The sequence below is a fragment of the Salmonella sp. A29-2 genome (assembly GCF_020150755.1).
Lineage (GTDB): Bacteria > Pseudomonadota > Gammaproteobacteria > Enterobacterales > Enterobacteriaceae > Salmonella > Salmonella enterica.
The window spans coordinates 1,857,853-1,882,741 of record NZ_CP083731.1 but is presented as its reverse complement, the minus strand read 5'-3'; the positions used below and the strand labels follow the sequence as shown (position 1 = coordinate 1,882,741).

Annotated in this window: 28 protein-coding genes and 1 riboswitch; of the genes, 16 read left to right on the top strand and 12 right to left on the bottom strand. The window is 56.5% G+C overall.

Features of this window, described 5'->3' with window-relative positions; translation table 11 throughout:
• From K8W53_RS09045 to pduF, 12 genes are all read right to left on the bottom strand, one after another.
• Positions 1-792: a cobalt-precorrin-6A reductase gene (locus K8W53_RS09045; protein ID WP_001001983.1), complete on the bottom strand. Its 792-nt coding sequence runs from the start codon at positions 790-792 to the stop codon at positions 1-3.
• A complete protein-coding gene (locus K8W53_RS09040; RefSeq protein WP_023224774.1) occupies positions 789-1,514 on the bottom strand; it encodes a precorrin-3B C(17)-methyltransferase in 726 nt (241 codons plus the stop codon). The genes K8W53_RS09045 and K8W53_RS09040 overlap by 4 nt, the downstream gene beginning before the upstream one ends.
• Positions 1,514-2,569 (bottom strand): cobalt-precorrin 5A hydrolase, encoded by a 1,056-nt coding sequence (cbiG, locus tag K8W53_RS09035; protein ID WP_001098914.1) that lies wholly within the window; start codon positions 2,567-2,569, stop codon positions 1,514-1,516. Before cbiG ends, K8W53_RS09040 begins: the two co-directional genes overlap by 1 nt.
• Positions 2,550-3,323, bottom strand: a complete 774-nt coding sequence (locus K8W53_RS09030) for a cobalt-precorrin-4 methyltransferase (protein WP_023219321.1) — start codon at positions 3,321-3,323, stop codon at positions 2,550-2,552. The genes cbiG and K8W53_RS09030 overlap by 20 nt, the downstream gene beginning before the upstream one ends.
• Positions 3,307-3,885 carry a decarboxylating cobalt-precorrin-6B (C(15))-methyltransferase gene (locus tag K8W53_RS09025; RefSeq protein ID WP_023224775.1) on the bottom strand — a complete coding sequence of 193 codons (579 nt, stop codon included), beginning with the start codon at positions 3,883-3,885 and terminating at the stop codon, positions 3,307-3,309. Before K8W53_RS09025 ends, K8W53_RS09030 begins: the two co-directional genes overlap by 17 nt.
• On the bottom strand, positions 3,875-4,480 hold the full coding sequence (locus K8W53_RS09020; protein WP_000958833.1) for a cobalt-precorrin-7 (C(5))-methyltransferase: 606 nt from the start codon (positions 4,478-4,480) through the stop codon (positions 3,875-3,877). Before K8W53_RS09020 ends, K8W53_RS09025 begins: the two co-directional genes overlap by 11 nt.
• Complete coding sequence (cbiD, locus tag K8W53_RS09015) at positions 4,474-5,613, bottom strand: cobalt-precorrin-5B (C(1))-methyltransferase CbiD (RefSeq protein ID WP_023224776.1); 1,140 nt, start codon at positions 5,611-5,613, stop codon at positions 4,474-4,476. Before cbiD ends, K8W53_RS09020 begins: the two co-directional genes overlap by 7 nt.
• The gene (locus tag K8W53_RS09010; protein WP_023224777.1) at positions 5,613-6,245 is read right to left on the bottom strand and encodes a cobalt-precorrin-8 methylmutase; all 633 of its coding nucleotides are present in this window, start codon (positions 6,243-6,245) and stop codon (positions 5,613-5,615) included. Before K8W53_RS09010 ends, cbiD begins: the two co-directional genes overlap by 1 nt.
• Before the next feature lie 10 nt (positions 6,246-6,255).
• The gene (cbiB, locus tag K8W53_RS09005) at positions 6,256-7,215 is read right to left on the bottom strand and encodes an adenosylcobinamide-phosphate synthase CbiB (RefSeq protein WP_000153647.1); all 960 of its coding nucleotides are present in this window, start codon (positions 7,213-7,215) and stop codon (positions 6,256-6,258) included.
• Positions 7,212-8,591: a cobyrinate a,c-diamide synthase gene (locus K8W53_RS09000; RefSeq protein ID WP_023224778.1), complete on the bottom strand. Its 1,380-nt coding sequence runs from the start codon at positions 8,589-8,591 to the stop codon at positions 7,212-7,214. The genes cbiB and K8W53_RS09000 overlap by 4 nt, the downstream gene beginning before the upstream one ends.
• Positions 8,592-8,687: 96 nt before the next feature.
• A riboswitch (cobalamin riboswitch) is annotated at positions 8,688-8,863 on the bottom strand.
• A gap of 325 nt (positions 8,864-9,188) precedes the next feature.
• Positions 9,189-10,100, bottom strand: a complete 912-nt coding sequence (gene pocR / locus K8W53_RS08995) for a transcriptional regulator PocR (RefSeq protein ID WP_023205654.1) — start codon at positions 10,098-10,100, stop codon at positions 9,189-9,191.
• A gap of 216 nt (positions 10,101-10,316) precedes the next feature.
• A complete protein-coding gene (gene pduF, locus K8W53_RS08990) occupies positions 10,317-11,111 on the bottom strand; it encodes a propanediol diffusion facilitator PduF (RefSeq protein WP_001000023.1) in 795 nt (264 codons plus the stop codon).
• Between the two features lie 524 nt (positions 11,112-11,635).
• Between pduF and pduA the strand changes: the two genes are divergently transcribed.
• The 16 genes from pduA to pduS are packed head-to-tail and all read left to right on the top strand — an operon-like array spanning position 11,636 to position 24,887.
• Positions 11,636-11,920: a propanediol utilization microcompartment protein PduA gene (gene pduA, locus K8W53_RS08985; protein ID WP_001183618.1), complete on the top strand. Its 285-nt coding sequence runs from the start codon at positions 11,636-11,638 to the stop codon at positions 11,918-11,920.
• Positions 11,917-12,729 (top strand): propanediol utilization microcompartment protein PduB, encoded by an 813-nt coding sequence (gene pduB, locus K8W53_RS08980; protein WP_000097500.1) that lies wholly within the window; start codon positions 11,917-11,919, stop codon positions 12,727-12,729. Before pduA ends, pduB begins: the two co-directional genes overlap by 4 nt.
• A gap of 18 nt (positions 12,730-12,747) precedes the next feature.
• Positions 12,748-14,412, top strand: a complete 1,665-nt coding sequence (gene pduC, locus K8W53_RS08975; RefSeq protein ID WP_001256896.1) for a propanediol dehydratase large subunit PduC — start codon at positions 12,748-12,750, stop codon at positions 14,410-14,412.
• 10 nt (positions 14,413-14,422) lie between these two features.
• Positions 14,423-15,097, top strand: a complete 675-nt coding sequence (pduD, locus tag K8W53_RS08970) for a propanediol dehydratase medium subunit PduD (protein WP_000405049.1) — start codon at positions 14,423-14,425, stop codon at positions 15,095-15,097.
• Positions 15,098-15,111: 14 nt separating this feature from the next.
• Positions 15,112-15,633 carry a propanediol dehydratase small subunit PduE gene (pduE, locus tag K8W53_RS08965; RefSeq protein ID WP_001090597.1) on the top strand — a complete coding sequence of 174 codons (522 nt, stop codon included), beginning with the start codon at positions 15,112-15,114 and terminating at the stop codon, positions 15,631-15,633.
• Between the two features lie 15 nt (positions 15,634-15,648).
• On the top strand, positions 15,649-17,481 hold the full coding sequence (gene pduG, locus K8W53_RS08960) for a propanediol dehydratase reactivase alpha subunit PduG (RefSeq protein WP_023195868.1): 1,833 nt from the start codon (positions 15,649-15,651) through the stop codon (positions 17,479-17,481).
• Positions 17,471-17,821: a propanediol dehydratase reactivase beta subunit PduH gene (pduH, locus tag K8W53_RS08955; RefSeq protein WP_000377964.1), complete on the top strand. Its 351-nt coding sequence runs from the start codon at positions 17,471-17,473 to the stop codon at positions 17,819-17,821. The genes pduG and pduH overlap by 11 nt, the downstream gene beginning before the upstream one ends.
• Positions 17,822-17,839: 18 nt before the next feature.
• Complete coding sequence (pduJ, locus tag K8W53_RS08950; protein WP_001057755.1) at positions 17,840-18,115, top strand: propanediol utilization microcompartment protein PduJ; 276 nt, start codon at positions 17,840-17,842, stop codon at positions 18,113-18,115.
• A 3-nt stretch (positions 18,116-18,118) separates the two neighbouring features.
• Positions 18,119-18,601, top strand: coding sequence for a propanediol utilization microcompartment protein PduK (gene pduK, locus K8W53_RS08945; protein ID WP_001284384.1), 483 nt, complete (start codon positions 18,119-18,121; stop codon positions 18,599-18,601).
• A complete protein-coding gene (locus K8W53_RS08940; RefSeq protein WP_000356733.1) occupies positions 18,601-19,233 on the top strand; it encodes a phosphate propanoyltransferase in 633 nt (210 codons plus the stop codon). The genes pduK and K8W53_RS08940 overlap by 1 nt, the downstream gene beginning before the upstream one ends.
• A complete protein-coding gene (gene pduM / locus K8W53_RS08935; RefSeq protein WP_001012966.1) occupies positions 19,230-19,721 on the top strand; it encodes a propanediol utilization microcompartment protein PduM in 492 nt (163 codons plus the stop codon). The genes K8W53_RS08940 and pduM overlap by 4 nt, the downstream gene beginning before the upstream one ends.
• A 3-nt stretch (positions 19,722-19,724) precedes the next feature.
• Positions 19,725-20,000, top strand: a complete 276-nt coding sequence (pduN, locus tag K8W53_RS08930; RefSeq protein WP_000549825.1) for a propanediol utilization microcompartment protein PduN — start codon at positions 19,725-19,727, stop codon at positions 19,998-20,000.
• 9 nt (positions 20,001-20,009) lie between these two features.
• A complete protein-coding gene (pduO, locus tag K8W53_RS08925) occupies positions 20,010-21,020 on the top strand; it encodes a two-domain cob(I)yrinic acid a,c-diamide adenosyltransferase PduO (RefSeq protein WP_052939416.1) in 1,011 nt (336 codons plus the stop codon).
• A complete protein-coding gene (gene pduP, locus K8W53_RS08920) occupies positions 21,017-22,411 on the top strand; it encodes a CoA-acylating propionaldehyde dehydrogenase PduP (RefSeq protein ID WP_023224247.1) in 1,395 nt (464 codons plus the stop codon). Before pduO ends, pduP begins: the two co-directional genes overlap by 4 nt.
• 11 nt (positions 22,412-22,422) lie before the next feature.
• Positions 22,423-23,535, top strand: a complete 1,113-nt coding sequence (gene pduQ / locus K8W53_RS08915; protein ID WP_052939417.1) for a 1-propanol dehydrogenase PduQ — start codon at positions 22,423-22,425, stop codon at positions 23,533-23,535.
• Positions 23,532-24,887 carry a cobalamin reductase PduS gene (pduS, locus tag K8W53_RS08910; protein ID WP_052939418.1) on the top strand — a complete coding sequence of 452 codons (1,356 nt, stop codon included), beginning with the start codon at positions 23,532-23,534 and terminating at the stop codon, positions 24,885-24,887. Before pduQ ends, pduS begins: the two co-directional genes overlap by 4 nt.
• Positions 24,888-24,889: the final 2 nt, after the last annotated feature.

Sequence of the window (24,889 nt, the reverse complement as noted above, 5' to 3'; positions counted from 1 at the left end):
TTACTCCTTAGCTGCGGCCAGCCAGCGCGATAAACGCTGCGCAAAGGCGGCCTGGCTTTCCAGTAACTCATCACCCGTCACAAGCGGCGTCGGGCGCGCAATAACGATGCAGGGAATGCCCGCATCCAGACAGGGCTGAACTTTTTCCTGATATCCCCCCTCCGCGCCGGACGCTTTGGTAATGACCACGTCGGCCCGGCACTGGTGGTAAAACGCGGCGTTAAAATCAGCGCTGAACGGCCCACACAGAGCGAAAATTTCTCCAACGCCGAACCCCAGTTCGCTGCAGCGTTGAATCACCTCCGCCACGGGCAGTACGCGCGCCAGCAACGTTTTTTCCGCCAGCCCGGCACGCCAGACGGCCAGATCTTTACTGCCGGTCGTCAGTAACACGCGCGGACCAAAACGCCTCGCTATCTCGCAGGCATCGGCAATACTGCGCGCCGTATAGAGAAGCGGATGCGTCAGATTGCTAAGCTGCTCCGGACGCTGATAACGACTTAACAACACGCCCGCCGTTTCACAGGCGCGAAGGAGGTTATGGCTAACCATTTCTGCATAAGGATGCGATGCATCTATTACCCAGCGAGTACGGTTTTCTTTTAGCCAGGCGACCATCTGCCCGTATTCCAGACGACCACAGCGCACCTGTCCTTTAATGTCGCCAGCCAGCGCTTTTCCGGCTGGCGTCGCAACAGATAAGGTGTACGCGACGTTCGCCGCATCCAGTTGTCGGCATAACGCGCGCGCATCGCTGGTGCCGCCCACCACCAGCACTTCCCCCTCATTCACAGCGTGTAACCTCGCGGCGTTACCATCAGCCCATCCTGAACATAGGTCGTTTTATTACCAACGATGACCAGACTGGTCATATCTACCGGTTCAAAATCCATATCGCCGAGCGTAGTCAGCCATTTTTCCTCTTTCTTACGTCCGGCGGATTTCACCACGCCAACCGGCGTTTGCGCGCTTTTACTGGCGGCAAGCAGGTCAAACGCGCGCGCCAGATGCCCTTCGCGCCCGCGGCTGCGCGGGTTGTAAAAACAGATAACAAAGTCTGCCTCTCCGGCGGCAACGATGCGTTTTTCAATCACCGGCCACGGGGTCAGCAGGTCGCTGAGGCTGATATGGCAGAAGTCATGCATCAGCGGCGCGCCCAGCAGCGAGGCGGCGGCGATGCTGGCGGTCATGCCAGGAATGAGCCGCACCTCGACGTCCAGTTTTTGCTTGCCGACCAGTTCCAGCACCAGACCCGCCATGCCGTAAATACCGGCGTCGCCGCTGCTGATGAGCGCTACGTTATGCCCGGCCTGCGCCAGTTCAATAGCCGCCTGGCAGCGTTCAATTTCCTTACACATGCCGGTCTTGATCACCTGTTTGTCGCCGGTGAATGCTTTAACCAGATGGGTATAGGTTTTGTAGCCCACAACGATTTCCGCCGCCTGAAGCGCCTCAATCGCCTCCATCGTCATCATTGCCTGCGAACCGGGGCCAATACCAATTACGCTCAACATCAGTGTGCAACTCCTAAAGTAATAGTGACGCCCTGTTCTCGCAGGGTCTCGCCTAACAATTGTCCCTGGCTTAATAACCACGCAGCCGGGCCGGATACGCTGCCAACGCCCACCGTTTTTCTGACGAAGCCAGAACCGGGAAAATGGTGTTCGAATTCGCGCAACGCTTCGGCGGTAAAGGTTTTAAAAGGCACGCGGCAGCAGGAGGCGAGCTGAATAAGCCCCGGCTCCCCTTTTTTGAGCGTGACGCTGCCAATCGCTTTTAACGCCAGCGGATCGAGTTTCTGCGCTTCAAGCTGGCGCGCCAGTAATGTCGCTAACAGGGGAAATGGCGTATCGCGGCGACAGCCAATTCCCGCCACCACACGCTGGGGCACCAGTTTCCAGTGCGGTACGGGAAGCTCAGGGAGGTCATTACGCAAAGAGACGCAGATAAGCGCATCCAGTTCAGGCAGCCGCTGCAAATCATCAACAGGGATAAAACCGCGAATATCACACTGGCCGATCTCTTCCGTTAGTTCGGCATCCCACCATAACCCTACACGTTGATGACTGACCAACATCTGGTTAACGGTTTTTACCGCCGTTCGAAGATCGGACATGCGGGCGTTAAGCTGGAAAGCTAAGGTGTCCAACGCGGACATCTCATTGACATCCGTTGCCGTGGTAATCACCGGATCGGCGCCTAACATTCCTGCCAGGTAGCGCGTCAAGGCATTGGCCCCGCCCGCATGACCGGAAAGCAGGCTAATGACATGCTGACCTCGTTCATCAATGACGACCACCGCCGGATCGCTGAACTTGTCGTTCACTAACGGCGCCAGGACACGAACGGCAATGCCGGTCGCGCCAATAAAAATAAGCGCGGTATAAGTGGTAAAAGCCTGCCGGGCGGTATTAGCGAATCCGCCATCGAAGGGAATAAATCCCTCTTCCCGCAGTTTTTCACTGGTAAAGCAGGTTAACGGCAGCATCGCGGCGAGTCTCTTTGCCAGCGCCACGCCGCCGGGCGTCAGGCAAAACAACGCAATGGATTCAGGCTTTACGGTATTCATGGCTAAAGTCCGCTGCATAAAGTCTTGAGTAGTGATACTCCTTACCCAGAAAATTCCCGACCAGGATTAGCGCCGTCTTACGGATGCCAGCATCACGTACTTTGTCGCTAATATCCGCTAACGTGCCGCGAACGGTCTGACTTTCCGGCCAGGTAGCCTTATAGATGACCGCGACAGGCGTAGTTGCCGGATAACCGCCGGCAATGAGACGTTCCGACACCCGATGAATACGCTGAACGGAAAGATAAATCGCCATCGACGTCTGGTGACTGGCGAAAGCCTCCAGTTGTTCGCGCGCCGGTACTGGCGTACGCCCTTCCAGACGGGTAATAATGAGACTCTGCGATACCTCCGGTACGGTATATTCCACACCCAGCTCCGCCGCAGCACCGAGAAACGCGCTGACGCCAGGCACTACCTGCCAGTCGATACCACGGCGAGTTAACTCTTCGCCTTGCTCACGTACGGAGCCGTACAGCGAGACATCGCCCGTTTGCAACCGCACCACCGTTTTTCCCGCTTTCACGCCCGCAGCCATCAGCTCGATAATCTGCTCAAGATGCAGTTCGGCGCTGTCGTAGCGTTCTGCCTGCGCGGGGCAGTAATCCAGCAGTTCGGTATTGATCAGCGAACCGGCATAGATAACTACCTGCGCCTGTTGCAGCAGGCGGTAGCCTTTAAGCGTGATCAGCTCGCGATCGCCCGGCCCGGCGCCGACGAACCATACACAGCGTGGATCAAATGTCTCTGACATGGTTTTCTTCCTTCTGACAGGCGATAACAAAAACAGGGTTGTTCGGTTTGAAATAGTGTCCCGCCCCCAGCGGCGTTAACGATGAAAGCTGAAGCTGTACACAGTCCATTCGACATGCGCCGATGTGGGCAAGATGCGCCAGCGCGCTATGAAGGTTTTCCTGCAAGATAAAGGTCATCACCAGACGGCCACCGGGATGCAGATGGCCCATCGCCCAGTCAATCAGCGCCGTCAGATGCCCGCAGCTGCCGCCCATAAACACCGCATCGGCTTTCCCGGTTATGGTCATTGGCGCTTCGCCGGGGAGAATATCGATATTGCCGCAGGCAAAGCGCTGACGATTCTCATCAAGCAGCCGTAGCGCGGCAGGATTACGCTCGATAGCCGTCACCTGCAACGAAGGAAATTGCAGCGCCGCTTCAATTGAGACGCTTCCCGTTCCCGCCCCGACGTCAATCAGGTGACTGGCGCGGTGGAGCTCAAGTTTCGACAGTGCCAGCGCCCGTACCGCCTCTTTGGTCATTGGCACGTTCTCGCCGCGCAGAAAAAGCTCATCTTTCATCCAGGATCACCACTGCATTCATTTCATAGTCGGCGTTGACCGCACTGACGGGTAGCCAGTGGATCCGCTCATTTTCCATCGCCAGATTTTCACCAATCACCATTAAGCGATGCCCTTTACCGCGCGCGACCAGCTCCCGCGCGATTTCCCGCGGCCCGCAGCGGGCATCCGTGACCATCGCCACTTTGCGATGGTTCGCCAACTGCTCGAAGCTGACGCAACGACCGTGGCTACTGGTCAACCACATGTCATTCATATCAATTCCAGCCTGTGCGCACAGATACTGTACGGCGCTGATGCCAGGGATAATACGAACCTGTTCGATACCAAAATGCGCCACCAGGCGTGTACCGATGCCATAAAACAGCGGATCGCCGGAGGCCAGCACCACGATCCCTTTATCCCGACGGGCGGCAATCCATGACAACAACGCGCCAATATCCGCGCCCAGCGTAAATCGTTCGCCGCCAAACGCCGGAAACTGCGCCAAATGGCGTTTACCGCCTGCCAGCGCATCGGCGTGGTCTATCGCTTCCAGCGCCGCAGGCGTCATCAAATGCCGTCCAGCGGGCCCCATTCCCACGACCGTTAACATTGCAGCTCCTTAGCAATCTCGTCGACGGGACGATTACTGCCGAGAATATGGTTATCAAAAGAAAACAGGATGGCGTCGCAGACAGGCGGCGTTTTGGTAAAACGCAGCATCTGCATGACTCGCAAACAAATACGCCTGGCAAGATGGTTATAGATATGCCCGAAGCCATATGCTTCAATGTGCTCCATTGCCGCTTCGGTGGTATCGCAATCGCCGACCAGGGTGAGTAACTCCAGCGGCGCGCCCAGTAAAGCTAAATGCGCGACCAGCGTTTCCATGCGCGCATCGGCAATATGGCTATGGGTATGAAAGATCCCGGCGGCGATTTTGATCAATTTTCCAGGATGACCCACCAGCACTATCTGGCAAAATCCCAGCCGTACCGCCTCTTCAATCATGTAGCCGACAAAATTGCTCATGGTGACGACTGCCTGTGTGTCGACGCCCATTTGTTCGCGAACAAACCGTTCGCCGTGGTTGCCCGGCACGAGTATCACCCGCGTTAATCCTGACGCCCGTTTGATCTCCAGCTCCAGCGATAGCGAGCGTTTCCAGCTTTCTTCCGACATCGGCGTCACAATGCCGGTAGTGCCAATAATGGAAATGCCGCCAAGAATGCCAAGCCGCGAGTTATACGTTTTTTGCGCCCGCGCTTCGCCTTCCGGGGCAAAAATCTCCACATCGGCCCCACGCGCCGGGCCTATCGCTTCGCGCACCGCTGACTCAATGGTATGGCGCGGCGTACGATTGATGGCGGCGCTCCCGAGCGGCAGTCCAATCCCTTTACGCGTTACCGTACCAATACCTTCGCCGCCAGTGAGCGTAATCTCACCGCTGTCGTTGAGCGTAACGCGGGCAAAAATCAGCATTCCGTGCGTGGCATCCACGTCATCGCCGCCATCTTTACGAATTGCGGCTATCGCCTGCTGGCCTTCAATGTGCGGCGACTCCACGTTCAGGCATAGCGTGACGCCCGACGGCGTGACGATGGAGACCTGATGAATCAGATGTTGACGTAATACCATCAGCGCGGCGACTTTTGCCGCCGCCGTCGCGCAGGAACCGGTGGTATATCCTTTACGTAACGCTTTACCGTGGCGCCAGACCGGCGCGTCAAAAGAAAGCTCGCTCATCAGGCCTCCCGGAGGTGATAGAGCAACGCATTGACGATAGCGGCAGCCACGTTACTGCCGCCTTTACGCCCTAACGCGGCAACCGCGGGGAAATGGCTATGGGTGAGCGCCTCTTTGGACTCCGCCGCGCCGACAAAGCCTACCGGTACGCCCACCACGCCGCTCACCGTCACGTTATGTTCAAGCAAACGGAACAGGGCCGTCGGCGCATTACCGAAAACAAAGAGCTTGTTTTTCTCCTCCTCGGCGATAGCGATATCGACGGCGGCCATTGAACGGGTAATCCCCTGCGTTTGTGCGGCGCGCACCACGCGCGGATCGCTGATATAACAGCGACACTCGCCGCCAAACGTCGCCAGTAATCTTTTATTAATGCCGGACAGCGCCATCGTGGTATCGGTATAAATAATGCACGGATGGCGTAACGCATTACAAAGCTGCTCCAGCGCATCGGCAGAGAACCACAAAATGTCCAGCCAGTCGAAATCGGCGGTGGTATGAATAACCCGCTTGATAATGGCCTCATGGAGCGGACTGGCGAAACGGTAATCAGGACGCGTTTCGCGAATAATGTCGCTAATAATGGTGAAACTGTTGGCCTCAATGGTTTGGGGCTGCTGGATATAATGCATACTGTCGTCCTCAGGCCACGCCAGATAACCCGCACCGCGCCGCAATAAACAGCGCCAGCGCCAGGGTTGAAGCGACCCACATCAATCGAATCGTTCGGGAAATATCGTCCACGGAAATATCGCGCTGCGCGTCGCCTATCCAGGGCTTGTCCACACGCTCGCCAAAGTAGTTATTTGGGCCACCGAGCTGGATTCCTAAGGCGCCGGCCACACACGCTTCCGACCAGGCGCAATTTGGGCTACTGTGGTTATAACGGTCACGCCAGCCAATACGCAGCGCCCGCCAACCACTCAGGCGACACAGTCCTGCCGCAATGCCCAGCAACAGCCAGCTCAGTCGGGCAGGAAGATAGTTCGCTACGTCGTCCATACGGGCGCTGACCATACCAATCGCCCGGTATTTTTCATGTTTGTAGCCCACCATTGAATCCAGGGTATTGACGGCTTTGTAGGCCATCGCCAGCGGCGCGCCACCGAGAAAGAGGAAAAAGAGCGGCGCGATAATGCCGTCAACGGTGTTTTCTGCAACCGTTTCCACCACGGCGCGATTGATCTGCGCTGGCTGAAGTTGCGACGTATCGCGCCCGACGATCCAGGAGAGTTTTATTCGGCTTTCCGCAAGGTCGTTCTTCCGTAACGGTCGTTCAACCTCCTGCGCGGCGTGGGCCAGAGAGCGTCCGGCCAGCGTGGTAAAGATCATCCAGACTTCGACGCTCCAGCCAAACCAGGGGTGAATCCGCTGCGCCAGCGCCAGTACGCCCCATGCCACGCCCCAGGTCGCCCCGACAACCACAACCCACATTACGCCGCCGCCAATCCGCAGCGCTTTATCGCCGGGACAATAGCGACGCACAATACGCTGCACAAACGTGATTAAACGACCTATCCAGCGTACCGGATGGGGCCAGTGTTGAGGGTCGCCGATGATAAAATCCAGCACCCAGGCGATACACCAGGCAAGAATCGTCATAATACGCGCCTCGCCGCCGCCAGCCAGTGCTGCAACATTTCCAGACGCTGGGCGAAATGGACGTGCAGATAGCTGGCAAACGTGTTGCCTGTCTGCCAGCCGCCAGTCCATTCCTGTAACACGCGGCCATCGCGAACCTTACGACAGGCCATAACGGCGGGTGTTTCGGGGATAAAATCTGAGTAGTGAAATTCATGGCCGCGCACTATCTCGCCAGGCGCCGCCAATAGCGTTGGCTGCATAGCCTGCGCCTCACAGTAACCAAAGCGGGTAAGTCGCTTACCCATTTTGCTGTGACCGGGGATAATATTCGCCATCTGATGAATTTCCCCGCCGCTATCCTCCAGAGTGCTCCCCAGATACATCAGACCACCACACTCCGCGTAAATCGCCACGCCGCGCTGATGCGCCGCCCGCAAATGTTTTAACATCGCCGTATTTGCCGCCAGATCCGCGGCGTATAATTCAGGATATCCACCGCCCAGCCAGATCATCTGACAATCAGGCAATGCGCGGTCATGCAGTGGGCTAAAACGCACAATGTTAACGCCGGCACGCCCCAGCAAATCGATGTTATCGGGATAATAAAAGTTAAAGGCCTCATCATCCGCCAGAGCAAGCGTCAGCCCTGCCCCCGCTGTGTTATCGGGGCGCTCAGGCCACATTCCCGTCGGAAGCGCTGATAACACGCTCAGCGAGAGTAGCGCATCCACATCCACTGTTTGTTCCAGCGAGGCGGCAAAATCATGCCATGATTGCTGATTGACGAGGGATTCTCTGGCGGTAATCAACCCCAGGTGGCGTTCAGGTAATGCGACGCCGTCGCAAGGAGGGACATACCCCAGTACCGGCAGTGAGCAATAATGTTCAATGGCATTTTTGAGGAGCTGATAGTGGGCGTCGCTAGTGACGCGATTCACAATCACGCCCGCGAGGTTGAGGGTCGGGTCGAAGTGCTGAAATCCCATAACGGTAGCCGCAAGCGACGTTGAAACAGCCTTGCCGTCCACCAGTAGGATGACCGGGCAACCAAGCTGTTTGGCCATCGCGGCTGTGCTGCAGTAATTGGGGTCGACGCCATAGCCGTCATACAGCCCCATGACGCCTTCAATGACAGCGATATCCGCCTGCCGCATTTGTTCGCAAAATAAGGCGTTGAGAACAGGAGGAGGAAGAATGAAACTGTCAAGATTACGGGACGCCACGCCACAGATAGCGGTATGCCAGCCGGTATCAAGGTAATCTGGCCCAACTTTAAACGGCTGTACGCGCAGCGCGCGTTTTTGCAGCAGCCTCAACAAACCAAGCGTCACCGTGGTTTTGCCGCAACCGCTTCCTGTGCCTGCAAGAATAAATGCGTGATGCCTTGCCGCCATTACCCTGATCCTGTTCAGGGTGGTAGGGGTATACAGGTACGCGCATGTTCAGTCTTTCGACTGTACGCGTCTTCGCAACCCACTTCCCACCGAAGTTGTTGGTTATCACCGACAGGCAGGTCTTCTGGCTTAGCGTCCTCCTCGCCCGTCCTTCCCAATCTTGCGATCAGTGGTCTTTACGGGGTCGTCAGCATCACAGCAGCGGGGGCTGCGGGGGATTTTCACCCCCTTCCCTACCACAAATGTGGCAAACCTGTTGGTTTACGTTATGGCTGTACGGCACACCCATAACGGCAATTAATAATGTGCTACGTTTTACATTTCTGTGAGCAATAGCCTGAGCGGTTGCTCATCTGACGTTAATCTACTCATCCTTATCGGTATATTGACGATAAAACGTATCGACAAAGCGTAATAAAACTTATCTTTCCTGACACTGTACTTCATCACAAAAATAAAAACTGGTGCAGTTTATGCCCTAAATTTTATTATTTTGTTGCGCTATGACAATTTATTGTTACACCAGATAAATTTTCTTTCTGAAATGATTAAGATACAAAAGACTATCAAAAATCGGCAATAGCAAAATATTGCTATTCATAACGATGGAGGATGAGAATTCTCATTTATCTGCTGGCGATAAGCCTGCGGCGTAACCTGATAGGTCTGGCGGAAGACTTTGCAAAAATAGCTGGTTTGCGAAAAGCCTAAATTACGCGCAATACTGGCAATACTCCAGTCACTATGGCAAAGCAATTCTCTGGCGCTAACCATTCTCTGGCGGTTTACCCACGCATTAAATCCGATTCCCTGATATTTCTTGAATAGTTTACTGAAGTAATAGGGGCTGAGATAGACATGTGAGGCGACATCCTCAAGACGAAGATCGTCGGACAAATGCGCATCAATATAGCGAAGCGCTTTTTTCATTTTACTGTCATGCGGAGTGGGACTACGAGCGGTTTTATTTGCCTCCGATTGCTGCGGATTGTCTTTGATAACCACGAAATTGAGCTGTTTTTTCAGGCAATTCTCAACAATCAGTTTAAGAAGATCGGCGGAAGCGATAACGCGTGAATAGTCCATCTCTGGCACATTCCGAAATTCATTCAAGAGCTCAGGGTCAGCCTGCCAGCGATCGTCAACATTAAGAATGTTTACCAGCTCCACGTCATTACTTAAACGAACCTGCCCGCATAAAACAAAGCCAACTAAATGCCCTGCGATTACCAGCGGAATAGAAAAATCCGTTAGACCGGCATGACAACGATAAATACAGGGTTGATCGGACTTCGATGCCTCCAGTCCCCCGCAGCGATCGCTCATACGACAACGTGTACTATGCTGGGGATGCTGCCGCATCAACTGACAAAACGGCGTGAAATTGAATAGCTCAGATATTTCATCACCATGAATATTGACAACCACAACCGCCAGACCGGTGGCTTGTGCAAAATCCTGTGCGATTTTATTAATGAGTTCTGAGTTCAGAGCGCTCGCAGAAATCATGATAAAACCCCTCAGTTAATTTATTGTTATAAACAAAACACATTATTTACATTCACTTTTTATTAGCATTATCCTGGCCCTGATAAAAAGTACAATGACAATATCAAAAGTCTCCCATTGCTGGGAGACGTTTTGATCAGTTCGTGAAAGCAGATCACGAAATTATCTCACCTGTTTTTACGATACATCATTGCTATGAATCTGGTTCGCATTTTCTTACAGTTCACAGCGGTTACAAGGTAAATTCTTACCAATAAAATAGCGATATATGGCTGCTCCGGCACAGGCGCCGATAACAGGCGCGACAATCGGCACGATAAAATAAGGGATCTCTCGCCCACCGCTCATCGCCATGTTCCCCCACCCCGCTAACCATGTGAACAGTTTGGGACCGAAATCACGCGCCGGGTTCATTGCAAAACCGGTAAGGGGTCCAGTAGACGCGCCGATAACGGCAACCAGTATCCCAATAAGCAAAGGCGCAAGCGGCCCTTTAGGAATGCCATTGCCATCATCCGTCAATGCCATGATCATGCCCATCAGAATCGACGTAATGACCACTTCCACCAACGCAGCCTGCCATACATTTAGCGCTGCGGCCGGATAGGTACTGAAAATGCTGGCTAATTGCAAACTTTCGACGCTACCGCGCACCATATGATGCGCAGTCTCAAATTCAGTAAAAAGGCTACTATAAAGCACATACGCCAGCAGAGCGCCGCCAAAAGCGCCGGCAAACTGGGCAATAATATAAGGCAATACTTTCTGTTTGGGGAAGCAAGCAAACAGCCACAGCGCAATCGTCACCGCAGGGTTAAGATGTCCGCCGGAGATTCCGGCAGTAAGGTAAACGGCCAGTGAAATTCCAAGCCCCCAAATAATGCAAATCTCCCATAATCCGAGGCTGGCGCCTGCGACTTTGAGCGCGCTCAAACAACCGATACCAAAAAACAAAAAGAGTCCGGTGCCTAAAAATTCCGCACCACATTGCGCCTTTAGAGAATCATTCATGTGACACCTTCTGAGCAAAGTTCGTGTCCTGGCCAGCGCAAGTTTCGGCTGGCGGTAGTGTACAGCTAACCTCACTATAAAAAGTGCCGCCTGTAAATTGTTGGCAACCTGCGGGCCTGCCTTCCGGAAAAATCGTGTTGCGATAGCAAAATTTTGCTTTTCCGATATTTTTATCAGCCCATCACACGGGAAATTTGAGCTATAAAATACGCCTGTGGAAATAATAAAATATTGCACAAGCCAACTTATCAATTTCGAATAAGCATCACATTTTGCGTCTTTCGCCATATCAAATAAAAATACTCTCGTCACTAACAAAAATGTAAAAATGAAATAATAAAAACAAAATAATCATATAGACAATAATAAATTAAATGTAATTTATCAATAAGTTACAAAAGCAAAAGACAATTTAGTCATATTGCTTTCCCATTATTTTCTGATGCTCAATAGCAAGTCAGCCATTCTTTTTCCTCGCATCTTCTTATAGTCCCAACTATCGGAACACTCCATGCGAGGTCTTTATGCAACAAGAAGCACTAGGAATGGTAGAAACCAAAGGCTTAACCGCAGCCATAGAGGCCGCTGATGCAATGGTTAAGTCAGCCAATGTGATGTTAGTGGGCTATGAAAAGATTGGCTCCGGGCTGGTAACCGTCATCGTGCGCGGCGATGTTGGCGCGGTCAAAGCGGCCACCGATGCAGGTGCCGCAGCCGCACGCAACGTGGGTGAAGTGAAAGCCGTACACGTCATCCCACGCCCTCACACCGATGTAGAAAAAATATTACCGAAGGGAATTAGCCAATGAGCAGCAATGAGCTGGTGGAACAGATCATGGCGCAGGTGATTGCCCGTGTGGCAACGCCGGAACAACAGGCCATCCCTGGTCAACCCCAACCTATACGAGAGACGGCTATGGCAGAAAAAAGCTGCAGTTTAACGGAATTTGTCGGGACCGCCATTGGCGATACCCTGGGCCTGGTTATCGCCAACGTCGATACCGCCCTGCTGGACGCGATGAAGCTTGAGAAGCGCTATCGTTCCATCGGCATTCTCGGCGCCCGCACCGGCGCAGGCCCGCACATTATGGCGGCGGACGAAGCGGTGAAAGCCACCAACACCGAAGTGGTCAGCATTGAGCTGCCGCGCGATACCAAAGGCGGAGCGGGCCACGGTTCGCTGATTATTTTAGGCGGTAACGATGTATCCGACGTCAAGCGCGGTATCGAAGTCGCGCTGAAAGAGCTGGACCGCACCTTCGGTGATGTTTACGGCAACGAAGCCGGACATATCGAGCTGCAGTACACCGCTCGCGCCAGCTACGCGCTGGAAAAAGCGTTCGGCGCGCCGATTGGCCGTGCCTGCGGCGTCATCGTCGGCGCTCCGGCTTCCGTCGGCGTACTGATGGCTGATACCGCCCTGAAGTCAGCCAACGTTGAAGTCGTGGCGTACAGCTCTCCGGCGCACGGCACCAGCTTTAGTAACGAAGCCATTCTGGTGATTTCCGGCGACTCCGGCGCGGTCCGTCAGGCGGTGACCTCCGCCCGCGAAATCGGCAAAACCGTCCTTGCGACCCTCGGTTCTGAACCGAAAAACGATCGCCCGTCCTACATCTGATACCCACGAGGCTGATTCATGAGATCGAAAAGATTTGAAGCACTGGCGAAACGCCCTGTGAATCAGGACGGCTTCGTTAAGGAGTGGATCGAAGAAGGCTTTATCGCGATGGAAAGCCCGAACGATCCAAAACCGTCGATTAAAATCGTTAACGGCGCGGTGACCGAGTTGGACGGAAAACCGGTTAGCGAATTCGACCTGATCGACCACTTTATTGCTCGCTACGGCATCAACCTGAACCGCGCCGAAGAAGTGATGGCGATGGACTCGGTCAAGCTTGCCAATATGCTGTGCGATCCTAACGTCAAGCGCAGCGAAATCGTTCCGCTGACCACCGCCATGACCCCGGCGAAAATTGTTGAAGTGGTTTCGCATATGAACGTGGTTGAGATGATGATGGCGATGCAGAAAATGCGCGCACGCCGCACGCCGTCTCAGCAGGCGCACGTCACCAACGTCAAGGATAACCCGGTGCAAATTGCCGCCGATGCCGCCGAAGGCGCATGGCGCGGGTTTGACGAACAAGAAACCACGGTTGCGGTAGCACGCTACGCGCCGTTCAACGCCATCGCGCTGTTGGTCGGCTCTCAGGTTGGTCGTCCGGGCGTACTGACGCAGTGCTCCCTGGAAGAAGCCACCGAGCTGAAGCTCGGCATGCTGGGCCACACCTGCTACGCCGAAACCATTTCCGTTTACGGCACCGAGCCGGTCTTCACCGACGGTGACGATACGCCATGGTCGAAAGGCTTCTTAGCCTCTTCCTACGCCTCTCGCGGCCTGAAAATGCGCTTCACCTCCGGCTCCGGCTCCGAAGTGCAGATGGGCTACGCCGAAGGCAAATCCATGCTGTATCTGGAAGCGCGCTGCATCTATATCACCAAAGCGGCTGGCGTTCAGGGGCTGCAAAACGGCTCCGTAAGCTGCATCGGCGTACCGTCTGCCGTGCCGTCAGGCATTCGTGCCGTGCTGGCGGAAAACCTGATCTGCTCTTCGCTGGATCTGGAATGCGCCTCCAGTAACGACCAGACCTTCACCCACTCCGATATGCGTCGTACCGCGCGCCTGCTGATGCAGTTCCTGCCGGGTACCGACTTTATCTCCTCTGGTTATTCCGCGGTACCGAACTACGACAACATGTTCGCCGGTTCCAACGAAGATGCGGAAGACTTTGACGACTACAACGTTATCCAGCGTGACCTGAAAGTGGACGGCGGTCTGCGCCCGGTTCGCGAAGAGGACGTTATTGCCATCCGTAACAAAGCCGCCCGCGCGCTGCAGGCCGTGTTTGCCGGAATGGGACTACCGCCGATTACCGATGAAGAAGTTGAAGCCGCGACCTATGCCCACGGTTCGAAAGATATGCCGGAGCGTAACATCGTCGAAGACATCAAGTTCGCCCAGGAAATCATCAATAAAAACCGCAACGGTCTGGAAGTCGTTAAAGCGCTGGCGCAGGGCGGGTTTACCGACGTGGCCCAGGACATGCTCAACATCCAGAAAGCCAAGCTAACCGGCGACTATTTGCACACCTCCGCCATTATCGTCGGCGACGGACAAGTGCTCTCTGCGGTTAATGACGTCAATGACTATGCCGGTCCGGCAACAGGTTATCGCCTGCAGGGAGAACGCTGGGAAGAGATTAAAAACATCCCTGGCGCTCTTGATCCCAACGAGATTGATTAAGGGGTGAGAAATGGAAATTAATGAAAAATTGCTGCGCCAGATAATTGAAGACGTGCTCCGCGATATGAAGGGCAGCGATAAACCCGTCTCGTTTAATGCGCCTGCGGCATCCACAGCACCACAGACCGCTGCGCCTGCGGGCGACGGCTTTCTGACCGAGGTGGGCGAAGCGCGCCAGGGCACTCAGCAGGACGAAGTCATTATCGCCGTCGGCCCGGCATTTGGCCTGGCACAGACTGTTAATATCGTCGGCTTACCACATAAGAGCATTCTGCGCGAAGTCATTGCCGGTATTGAAGAAGAAGGTATCAGGGCGCGCGTGATTCGCTGCTTTAAATCTTCCGACGTGGCGTTCGTCGCCGTGGAAGGTAACCGCCTGAGCGGCTCCGGCATCTCCATCGGCATCCAGTCGAAAGGTACTACGGTTATCCACCAGCAGGGGCTACCGCCGCTCTCCAACCTGGAGCTGTTCCCACAGGCGCCGCTGCTGACGCTGGAAACTTACCGTCAGATTGGTAAAAACGCCGCCCGCTATGCGAAACGCGAATCACCACAGCCGGTCCCTACGCTGAATGACCAGATGGCACGCCCGAAGTACCAGGCAAAGTCGGCCATTTTGCACATTAAAGAGACCAAGTACGTCGTGACGGGCAAAAACCCGCAGGAACTGCGCGTGGCACTTTGATAAAGGATAACTCCATGAATACCGACGCAATTGAATCGATGGTTCGGGACGTATTGAGCCGCATGAACAGCCTGCAGGGCGATGCGCCAGCAGCGGCTCCTGCGGCAGGCGGCACGTCCCGCAGCGCAAAGGTCAGCGACTACCCGCTGGCGAACAAACACCCGGAATGGGTGAAAACCGCCACCAATAAAACGCTGGACGACTTTACGCTGGAAAACGTGCTGAGCAATAAAGTCACCGCTCAGGATATGCGTATTACCCCGGAAACCCTGCGCTTACAGGCGTCTATCGCCAAAGATGCGGGCCGCGACCGGCTGGCGATGAACTTCGAACGCGCCGCCGAACTGACCGCGGTACCGGACGATCGCATTCTTGAAATCTACAACGCCCTTCGTCCGTATCGTTCAACGAAAGAAGAGCTGCTCGCTATTGCCGACGATCTCGAAAACCGTTATCAGGCAAAGATTTGCGCAGCTTTCGTTCGTGAAGCGGCAGGGCTGTACGTTGAGCGTAAAAAACTCAAAGGCGACGATTAATTACAGGGGTATGTGATGCGATATATAGCTGGCATTGATATCGGCAACTCATCGACGGAAGTCGCCCTGGCGACTCTGAATGAGGCTGGCGCGCTGACAATCACCCACAGCGCGCTGGCGGAAACCACCGGGATCAAAGGCACGTTGCGTAACGTGTTCGGCATTCAGGAAGCGCTCGCCCTCGTCGCAAAGCGCGCGGGGATCAATGTCAGCGATATTTCGCTCATCCGCATTAACGAAGCCACGCCGGTGATTGGCGATGTGGCGATGGAAACCATTACCGAAACCATCATCACCGAATCGACAATGATCGGCCATAACCCAAAAACGCCGGGCGGAGCAGGCCTTGGTGTGGGTATCACGATTACGCCGGAGGAGCTGTTAACCCGCCCGGCGGACTCGTCCTATATTCTGGTGGTATCGTCAGCCTTTGATTTTGCTGATATCGCCAATGTTATCAACGCCTCAATGCGCGCCGGATACCAGATTACCGGCGTCATTTTGCAGCGCGACGATGGCGTACTGGTCAGCAACCGGCTGGAAAAATCGCTACCGATTGTCGATGAAGTGCTGTACATCGACCGCATTCCGCTGGGGATGCTGGCGGCGATTGAAGTCGCCGTGCCGGGAAAGGTTATCGAAACCCTCTCCAACCCTTACGGCATCGCCACCGTATTTAATCTCAACGCCGATGAGACGAAAAACATCGTCCCGATGGCGCGCGCGCTGATTGGCAACCGTTCCGCCGTGGTGGTTAAAACGCCATCCGGCGACGTCAAAGCGCGCGCAATACCCGCCGGTAACCTGGAGCTGCAGGCTCAGGGTCGTACCGTGCGCGTGGATGTTGCCGCCGGTGCCGAAGCTATCATGAAAGCGGTGGACGGCTGCGGCAAGCTCGACAACGTCACCGGCGAGGCCGGGACCAATATCGGCGGCATGCTGGAGCACGTACGCCAGACCATGGCCGAGCTAACCAATAAGCCCAGCAGCGAGATTTTCATTCAGGATCTTCTGGCCGTTGACACCTCGGTTCCGGTGAGCGTCACCGGCGGTCTGGCCGGGGAGTTCTCGCTGGAGCAGGCCGTCGGCATCGCCTCGATGGTGAAATCAGACCGTCTGCAGATGGCGATGATTGCCCGTGAAATTGAGCAGAAGCTTAATATCGACGTGCAGATCGGCGGCGCTGAGGCTGAAGCCGCCATTCTGGGCGCGCTGACCACGCCGGGTACCACCCGACCGCTGGCGATCCTCGACCTCGGCGCGGGCTCCACCGATGCCTCCATCATCAACCCTAAAGGTGAAATCATCGCCACCCATCTCGCCGGGGCAGGCGACATGGTCACGATGATTATTGCCCGCGAACTGGGGCTGGAAGACCGCTATCTGGCGGAAGAGATCAAAAAATACCCGCTGGCTAAGGTCGAAAGCCTGTTCCACTTACGCCACGAGGACGGCAGCGTCCAGTTCTTCCCGACGCCGCTGCCTCCCGCCGTGTTCGCCCGCGTCTGCGTGGTGAAACCGGACGAACTGGTACCGCTTCCCGGCGACTTAGCGCTGGAAAAAGTGCGCGCCATTCGCCGCAGCGCCAAAGAGCGCGTCTTTGTCACCAACGCCCTGCGCGCGCTGCGCCAGGTCAGTCCAACCGGCAACATTCGCGATATTCCGTTCGTGGTGCTGGTCGGCGGCTCGTCGCTGGATTTCGAAGTTCCGCAGCTGGTCACCGATGCGCTGGCGCACTACCGCCTGGTCGCCGGGCGAGGAAATATTCGCGGCAGCGAAGGCCCAAGAAACGCGGTGGCCACCGGCCTGATTCTCTCCTGGCACAAGGAGTTTGCGCATGGACAGTAATCACAGCGCCCCGGCTATCGTCATTACCGTTATCAACGACTGCGCCAGCCTCTGGCACGAAGTGCTGCTGGGCATTGAAGAGGAAGGCATCCCTTTCCTGCTTCAGCATCACCCAGCTGGAGATGTCGTTGACAGCGCCTGGCAGGCGGCGCGCAGCTCGCCGCTGCTGGTTGGCATTGCCTGCGATCGACACTCGCTGGTCGTGCATTACAAGAATTTACCCGCATCGGCGCCGCTTTTTACGCTGATGCATCATCAGGACAGTCTGGCCCATCGCAATACCGGTAATAACGCGGCACGGCTGGTCAAAGGGATCCCTTTTCGGGATCTCCATGCTTAATCACAGGAGAACGGCAGTATGAATAACGCACTGGGGCTGGTTGAAACAAAAGGTCTGGTCGGCGCCATTGAAGCCGCCGATGCAATGGTTAAATCCGCCAACGTACAGCTGGTGGGCTACGAAAAAATTGGTTCTGGCCTGGTTACCGTCATGGTTCGCGGCGACGTCGGCGCGGTTAAAGCAGCCGTAGATGCCGGCAGCGCAGCGGCAAGCGTCGTGGGTGAAGTGAAATCCTGCCACGTTATCCCGCGTCCGCACAGCGATGTTGAGGCCATTTTACCGAAATCAGCCTAATCGATGGCGAATAAGGAGCACCGCGTGAAGCAATCACTGGGATTACTTGAAGTTTGTGGTCTGGCACTGGCTATCAGCTGCGCCGATATCATGGCGAAATCCGCTTCTATCACGCTGCTCGCCCTCGAAAAGACCAATGGTTCAGGCTGGATGGTGATTAAAATTACCGGTGATGTGGCCTCCGTTCAGGCGGCTATCACCACCGGTGCGCATTTCGCCGAACAGCGGAATGGCCTGGTGGCCCACAAGGTTATCGCCAGGCCCGGAGAAGGGATCCTGCTCGCAGAGACGCCTCCCCCCTCCGTCATAGAACCTGAGCCTGAAGCGTCAGAGATGGCCGATGTCGTTTCTGAAGCGCCAGCCGAAGAGGCCCCGCAGGAATCAGAACTGGTCAGCTGCAACCTGTGTCTGGATCCAAAATGTCCGCGCCAGAAGGGCGAACCTCGTACGCTTTGCATCCATTCCGGCAAGCGAGGTGAAGCGTAATGGATAAAGAGCTTCTGCAATCAACGGTCAGTAAAGTTCTCGACGAGATGCGCCAGCGGCCTATTCCGCTGGGCGTCTCAAACCGTCATATCCACCTGTCCGCACAGGATTATGAGCGGCTGTTTCCCGGCCATCCCATCAGCGAGAAAAAAGCGCTGCTGCAGCCGGGACAATACGCCGCGGAGCAAACCGTCACTCTGGTGGGACCGAAAGGGCAGCTCAAAAATGTGCGCCTGCTCGGCCCGCTGCGCTCGGTAAGCCAGGTGGAAATTTCGCGTACCGATGCGAGAACGCTGGGGATTGCCGCGCCGCTGAGAATGTCCGGCAACCTGAAGGGGACGCCGGGCATCCGCCTGGTCAGCCCCTTTGCCGAACTGGAGCTGCCTTCCGGGGTTATCGTCGCGCAGCGGCATATCCATATGTCGCCGCTTGATGCGCTGATCCTGCGGGTTTCCCACGGCGATATGGTCTCCGTGGCGATTGAAGGCGACGATCGCGGGCTGATTTTCAACAACGTGGCGATTCGCGTTTCACCGGACATGCGCCTCGAAATGCACATTGATACCGATGAAGCCAACGCCGCTGGTGCCGATAACCCGCAGGCCTTTGCCCGGCTGGTAGGCCCGCGATGAACGGCGAAACTCTGCAGCGCATTGTCGAGGAGATTGTCTCCCGGCTGCAGCGCCGTGCCCAGAGCACGGCGACGCTGAGCGTTACGCAACTTCGTGATGCCGACTGTCCAGCACTGTTCTGTCAGCACGCGTCGCTGCGCATCCTGCTCGTCGACCTGCCGCTGCTGGGTCAGCTTGCGGATGCAGAAACCGACGATGCCGCCGCCCGGAAAATTCACGACGCGCTGGCGTTTGGCATCCGCGTACAGCTCAGCCTGCACAGCCAGTTGCTGCCGGTTATCCCGGTAAAAAAACTGGCTCGTCTGCCGCTGGTATTCACCGACGAGCACGGACTGCCGCTGGTTCTGCATGCGGGTTCGGTGCTGAGCTATCGCGATGTCGCGCTGCTAAGCCGGGGGCGTGTGGTTGTCCACCGCAAATGCATCGTGACCGCCATGGCGCGTGACGCGGCCAATGCGCGGAATATTCAATTAATTAAGCAGGAGTAAATCATGCATCTGGCACGAGTCACGGGCGCGGTTGTCTCCACGCAAAAATCACCTTCTTTGATTGGGAAAAAGCTGCTGCTGGTGCGTCGGGTCAGCGCCGATGGCGAACTCCCCGCCTCGCCTACCTCCGGCGATGAAGTGGCCGTGGACTCCGTCGGCGCGGGCGTCGGCGAACTGGTTTTGCTCAGCGGCGGCTCCAGCGCCAGGCACGTTTTTTCCGGGCCAAATGAGGCCATCGACCTCGCCGTTGTCGGCATTGTAGATACGCTTTCGCGTTAAGGGGCGGTTATGGCGATTTATACCCGAACAGGTGACGCTGGCACCACATCACTGTTTACCGGCCAGCGGGTGAGCAAAACCCACCCGCGGGTTGAAGCCTACGGCACGCTGGATGAGCTGAACGCCGCGCTGAGCCTGTGCGCCTGCGCCGCTGCGGATGAAAATCACCGCACCTTACTCGAGGCCATCCAGCAGCAACTTTTTTGGTTTAGCGCAGAGCTGGCCAGCGACAGCGAGCAGCCGTCGCCCAAACAGCGCTACATCAGCAGCGAAGAGATTTCGGCTCTGGAAGCCGCTATCGATCGGGCAATGGCCCGCGTCGAACCGCTGCACAGCTTTATTTTACCCGGACGCTGCGAAGCCGCGAGCCGCTTACATTTTGCCCGCACGCTGGCGCGCCGCGCCGAACGCCGTCTGGTTGAACTGGCAACTGAAGTCAACGTACGCCAGGTGCTGATGCGCTACATCAACCGCTTATCGGACTGCCTGTACGCCCTGGCCCGCGCGGAAGATAGCGATGCGCACCAGGCCAACATCATCCGTGAAGTTAGCAAGCGCTATCTGGCTGCCAGCCAGCCGACCCGCAGCAAGGAGACAACGCCCGTGGCCCTCTCATTCCACGATCTGCACCAGCTCACCCGCGCCGCCGTTGAACGCGCGCAGCAACTGCAGGTTCCGGTAGTCGTCAGCATCGTTGACACGCACGGCACGGAAACTGTGACCTGGCGGATGCCGGACGCCCTGCTGGTCAGCAGCGAACTGGCGCCGAAAAAGGCATGGACCGCAGTGGCAATGAAAACGGCGACCCATGAGCTGAGCGATGTCGTTCAGCCGGGCGCCGCGCTTTACGGTCTGGAAAGTCATTTACAGGGAAAAGTGGTCACCTTTGGCGGCGGTTACGCCCTGTGGCGCGACGGCATATTAATTGGGGGTCTTGGCATCAGCGGCGGCAGCGTTGAGCAGGACATGGACATAGCACAGACCGCCATCGCGGCTATTAACGTGGGAACTCATCAATGAATACTTCTGAACTCGAAACCCTGATTCGCACCATTCTTAGCGAGCAATTAACCACGCCGGCGCAAACGCCTGCTCAGCCTCAGGGCAAAGGGATTTTCCAGTCCGTGAGCGAGGCCATCGATGCCGCGCACCAGGCGTTCTTACGTTATCAGCAGTGCCCGCTAAAAACCCGCAGCGCCATTATCAGCGCGATGCGTCAGGAGCTGACGCCGCTGCTGGCGACCCTGGCGGAAGAGAGCGCCAATGAAACGGAGATGGGCAACAAAGAAGATAAATTCCTCAAAAACAAGGCTGCGCTGGACAACACGCCGGGCGTAGAAGATCTCACCACCACCGCGCTGACCGGCGACGGCGGCATGGTGCTGTTTGAATACTCACCGTTTGGCGTTATCGGTTCGGTCGCCCCAAGCACCAACCCGACGGAAACCATCATCAATAACAGCATCAGCATGTTGGCGGCGGGCAACAGTATCTACTTTAGCCCGCATCCGGGGGCGAAAAAGGTCTCTCTGAAGCTGATTAGCCTGATTGAAGAGATTGCCTTCCGCTGCTGCGGCATCCGCAATCTGGTGGTGACTGTAGCTGAACCCACCTTCGAAGCGACCCAGCAGATGATGGCCCACCCGCGAATCGCGGTACTGGCTATTACCGGCGGCCCCGGCATTGTGGCAATGGGCATGAAGAGCGGTAAGAAGGTGATTGGCGCTGGCGCTGGCAACCCGCCCTGCATCGTCGATGAAACAGCGGACCTGGTGAAAGCGGCAGAAGATATCATCAACGGCGCGTCATTCGATTATAACCTGCCCTGCATTGCCGAGAAGAGCCTGATCGTAGTGGAGAGCGTCGCCGAGCGTCTGGTGCAGCAAATGCAAACCTTCGGCGCGCTGTTGCTAAGCCCTGCCGATACCGACAAACTCCGCGCCGCCTGCCTGCCAGAAGGCCAGGCGAATAAAAAACTGGTCGGCAAGAGCCCATCGGCCATGCTGGAAGCCGCCGGGATCGCTGTCCCTGCAAAAGCACCGCGTCTGCTGATTGCGCTGGTTAACGCTGACGATCCGTGGGTCACCAGCGAACAGCTGATGCCGATGCTGCCGGTGGTAAAAGTCAGCGATTTCGATAGCGCGCTGGCGCTGGCCCTGAAGGTTGAAGAGGGGCTGCATCATACCGCCATTATGCACTCGCAGAACGTGTCGCGCCTGAACCTCGCGGCCCGCACCCTGCAAACCTCGATATTCGTCAAAAACGGCCCCTCTTATGCCGGGATCGGCGTCGGCGGCGAAGGCTTTACCACCTTTACTATTGCCACACCAACCGGTGAAGGGACCACGTCAGCGCGTACTTTTGCCCGCTCCCGGCGCTGCGTACTGACCAACGGCTTTTCTATTCGCTAACCGAGGTCGCGATGAATACCTTCTCACTACAAACGCGGTTGTACAGCGGTCAGGGCAGCCTGGCGGTGCTCAAGCGCTTTACCAATAAGCACATCTGGATAATCTGCGATGGTTTTCTGGCGCGCTCTCCGCTGCTGGATACCCTGCGTAACGCGCTGCCCGCAGATAACCGCATCAGCGTCTTTAGCGAGATAACGCCGGACCCCACCATCCATACCGTGGTGCAGGGCATTGCGCAAATGCAGGCCCTGCAGCCGCAGGTGGTAATTGGTTTTGGCGGCGGCTCGGCAATGGACGCGGCAAAAGCGATTGTCTGGTTTAGCCAGCAGAGCGGCATCAATATCGAAACCTGCGTAGCGATCCCGACCACCAGCGGCACCGGTTCGGAAGTCACCAGCGCCTGCGTAATTAGCGACCCGGATAAAGGCATCAAGTATCCGCTGTTCAACAATGCGCTGTATCCGGATATGGCGATCCTCGACCCGGAGCTGGTGGTCAGCGTACCGCCGCAGATTACCGCCAACACCGGCATGGACGTTCTGACCCACGCCCTGGAAGCGTGGGTTTCACCGCACGCCAGCGACTTTACCGACGCGCTGGCGGAAAAGGCCGCCAAACTGGTGTTCCAGTATCTGCCCACGGCGGTGGAAAAAGGCGACTGCGTGGCGACGCGCGGGAAAATGCACAACGCTTCAACGCTCGCCGGGATGGCCTTCAGCCAGGCGGGGCTGGGGCTTAACCACGCGATAGCCCACCAGCTTGGCGGACAGTTTCATCTGCCGCACGGGCTGGCCAATGCGCTGCTGCTCACGACGGTGATCCGCTTTAACGCGGGTGACCCGCGCGCCGCCAAACGCTACGCGCGGATGGCCAAAGCTTGCGGTTTTTGCCCGGTAGAAGCCAATAACGTTGCGGCAATCAATGCGCTGATTCAGCAAATCGAACTGCTTAAGCAACACTGCGCCCTTCCCTCACTGGCCGTTGCGCTTAAAGAAGGAAGATCCGACTTTTCCGCACGCATTCCGGCGATGGTGCAGGCCGCGCTGGCTGACGTTACGCTGCGCACTAACCCGCGCCCGGCCAATGCCGAAGCCATTCGGGAACTGCTGGAGGAACTGCTATGAGTACCGCCGTCAACGTCGTTGAAATGTCCCATAGCGCCGATGAAATTCGCGAGCGCGTTCGCGCAGCGGGCGTTGTGGGTGCGGGCGGCGCAGGTTTTCCCGCTCACGTCAAACTACAGGCGCAGGTAGAGATTTTTCTGGTGAACGCCGCCGAGTGTGAACCGATGCTCAAAGTTGACCAGCAACTGATGTGGCAGCAGGCCGCGCGTCTTGTTCGCGGCGTGCAGTACGCGATGACGGCAACCGGCGCGCGCGAAGGGGTGATAGCCCTGAAAGAAAAATACCGCCGGGCCATCGACGCCCTCACCCCGCAGCTGCCAGCCGGTATCCGCCTGCATATCCTGCCGGATGTATATCCCGCGGGCGATGAGGTGCTGACTATCTGGATGGCAACCGGCCGCCGGGTCGCCCCGGCTGCGCTACCGGCCAGCGTCGGCGTGGTCGTCAATAACGTGCAAACGGTGCTGAATATTGCCCGGGCGGTCGAGCAGCAGTTTCCGGTCACTCGTCGCACGTTGACCGTGAACGGCGCGGTCGCCAGACCGTTGACCGTTACCGTTCCTATCGGCATGTCACTGCATGAAGTGCTGGCGCTGGCGGGCGGCGCAACGGTCGACGACCCTGGTTTTATTAACGGCGGCCCGATGATGGGTGGCCTGATTACCTCTCTTGATAACCCGGTGACGAAAACTACCGGCGGCCTGCTGGTGCTCCCCAAAAGCCATCTGCTTATCCAGCGGAGAATGCAGGACGAGCGCACGGTGCTTTCCGTCGCGCGCACCGTCTGCGAACAGTGCCGACTGTGTACCGATCTCTGCCCACGGCATCTGATCGGCCACGAACTCTCTCCGCACCTGCTGGTGCGGGCAGTGAACTTTCACCAGGCTGCCACGCCGCAGTTGCTGCTGAGCGCCCTTACCTGTTCGGAATGCAACGTTTGCGAAAGCGTGGCCTGCCCGGTGGGGATCTCGCCGATGCGCATCAACCGCATGTTAAAACGCGAGCTACGGGCGCAAAACCAGCGCTACGAAGGGCCACTGAACCCGGCCGACGAAATGGCGAAATATCGCCTGGTGCCGGTGAAGCGGCTGATCGCCAAACTGGGACTAAGCCCCTGGTACCAGGAAGCGCCGCTGGTTGAAGAAGAGCCGTCAGTAGAAAAAGTCACTTTACAGCTGCGCCAGCATATTGGTGCCAGCGCAGTACCGACTGTTGCCGTCGGCGAGCGCGTGACGCGCGGGCAATGCGTTGCCGATGTCCCGGCAGGTGCATTAGGCGCGCCGATTCACGCCAGCATCGACGGCATTGTTTCGGCCATCAGCGAACAGGCCATCACGGTTGTAAGAGGTTAACC

What these genes read in the sequence shown, in the direction of transcription:
- K8W53_RS09040 (WP_023224774.1), bottom strand. Translation starts at nt 1,514, where the DNA reads ATGTTGAGCGTAATTGGTATTGGCCCCGGTTCGCAGGCAATGATGACG.
- cbiG (WP_001098914.1), bottom strand. Translation starts at nt 2,569, where the DNA reads ATGAATACCGTAAAGCCTGAATCCATTGCGTTGTTTTGCCTGACGCCC.
- K8W53_RS09030 (WP_023219321.1), bottom strand. Translation starts at nt 3,323, where the DNA reads ATGTCAGAGACATTTGATCCACGCTGTGTATGGTTCGTCGGCGCCGGG.
- K8W53_RS09025 (WP_023224775.1), bottom strand. Translation starts at nt 3,885, where the DNA reads ATGAAAGATGAGCTTTTTCTGCGCGGCGAGAACGTGCCAATGACCAAA.
- K8W53_RS09020 (WP_000958833.1), bottom strand. Translation starts at nt 4,480, where the DNA reads ATGTTAACGGTCGTGGGAATGGGGCCCGCTGGACGGCATTTGATGACG.
- cbiD (WP_023224776.1), bottom strand. Translation starts at nt 5,613, where the DNA reads ATGAGCGAGCTTTCTTTTGACGCGCCGGTCTGGCGCCACGGTAAAGCG.
- K8W53_RS09010 (WP_023224777.1), bottom strand. Translation starts at nt 6,245, where the DNA reads ATGCATTATATCCAGCAGCCCCAAACCATTGAGGCCAACAGTTTCACC.
- cbiB (WP_000153647.1), bottom strand. Translation starts at nt 7,215, where the DNA reads ATGACGATTCTTGCCTGGTGTATCGCCTGGGTGCTGGATTTTATCATC.
- K8W53_RS09000 (WP_023224778.1), bottom strand. Translation starts at nt 8,591, where the DNA reads ATGGCGGCAAGGCATCACGCATTTATTCTTGCAGGCACAGGAAGCGGT.
- pocR (WP_023205654.1), bottom strand. Translation starts at nt 10,100, where the DNA reads ATGATTTCTGCGAGCGCTCTGAACTCAGAACTCATTAATAAAATCGCA.
- pduF (WP_001000023.1), bottom strand. Translation starts at nt 11,111, where the DNA reads ATGAATGATTCTCTAAAGGCGCAATGTGGTGCGGAATTTTTAGGCACC.
- pduA (WP_001183618.1), top strand. Translation starts at nt 11,636, where the DNA reads ATGCAACAAGAAGCACTAGGAATGGTAGAAACCAAAGGCTTAACCGCA.
- pduB (WP_000097500.1), top strand. Translation starts at nt 11,917, where the DNA reads ATGAGCAGCAATGAGCTGGTGGAACAGATCATGGCGCAGGTGATTGCC.
- pduC (WP_001256896.1), top strand. Translation starts at nt 12,748, where the DNA reads ATGAGATCGAAAAGATTTGAAGCACTGGCGAAACGCCCTGTGAATCAG.
- pduD (WP_000405049.1), top strand. Translation starts at nt 14,423, where the DNA reads ATGGAAATTAATGAAAAATTGCTGCGCCAGATAATTGAAGACGTGCTC.
- pduE (WP_001090597.1), top strand. Translation starts at nt 15,112, where the DNA reads ATGAATACCGACGCAATTGAATCGATGGTTCGGGACGTATTGAGCCGC.
- pduG (WP_023195868.1), top strand. Translation starts at nt 15,649, where the DNA reads ATGCGATATATAGCTGGCATTGATATCGGCAACTCATCGACGGAAGTC.
- pduH (WP_000377964.1), top strand. Translation starts at nt 17,471, where the DNA reads ATGGACAGTAATCACAGCGCCCCGGCTATCGTCATTACCGTTATCAAC.
- pduJ (WP_001057755.1), top strand. Translation starts at nt 17,840, where the DNA reads ATGAATAACGCACTGGGGCTGGTTGAAACAAAAGGTCTGGTCGGCGCC.
- pduK (WP_001284384.1), top strand. Translation starts at nt 18,119, where the DNA reads ATGGCGAATAAGGAGCACCGCGTGAAGCAATCACTGGGATTACTTGAA.
- K8W53_RS08940 (WP_000356733.1), top strand. Translation starts at nt 18,601, where the DNA reads ATGGATAAAGAGCTTCTGCAATCAACGGTCAGTAAAGTTCTCGACGAG.
- pduM (WP_001012966.1), top strand. Translation starts at nt 19,230, where the DNA reads ATGAACGGCGAAACTCTGCAGCGCATTGTCGAGGAGATTGTCTCCCGG.
- pduN (WP_000549825.1), top strand. Translation starts at nt 19,725, where the DNA reads ATGCATCTGGCACGAGTCACGGGCGCGGTTGTCTCCACGCAAAAATCA.
- pduO (WP_052939416.1), top strand. Translation starts at nt 20,010, where the DNA reads ATGGCGATTTATACCCGAACAGGTGACGCTGGCACCACATCACTGTTT.
- pduP (WP_023224247.1), top strand. Translation starts at nt 21,017, where the DNA reads ATGAATACTTCTGAACTCGAAACCCTGATTCGCACCATTCTTAGCGAG.
- pduQ (WP_052939417.1), top strand. Translation starts at nt 22,423, where the DNA reads ATGAATACCTTCTCACTACAAACGCGGTTGTACAGCGGTCAGGGCAGC.
- pduS (WP_052939418.1), top strand. Translation starts at nt 23,532, where the DNA reads ATGAGTACCGCCGTCAACGTCGTTGAAATGTCCCATAGCGCCGATGAA.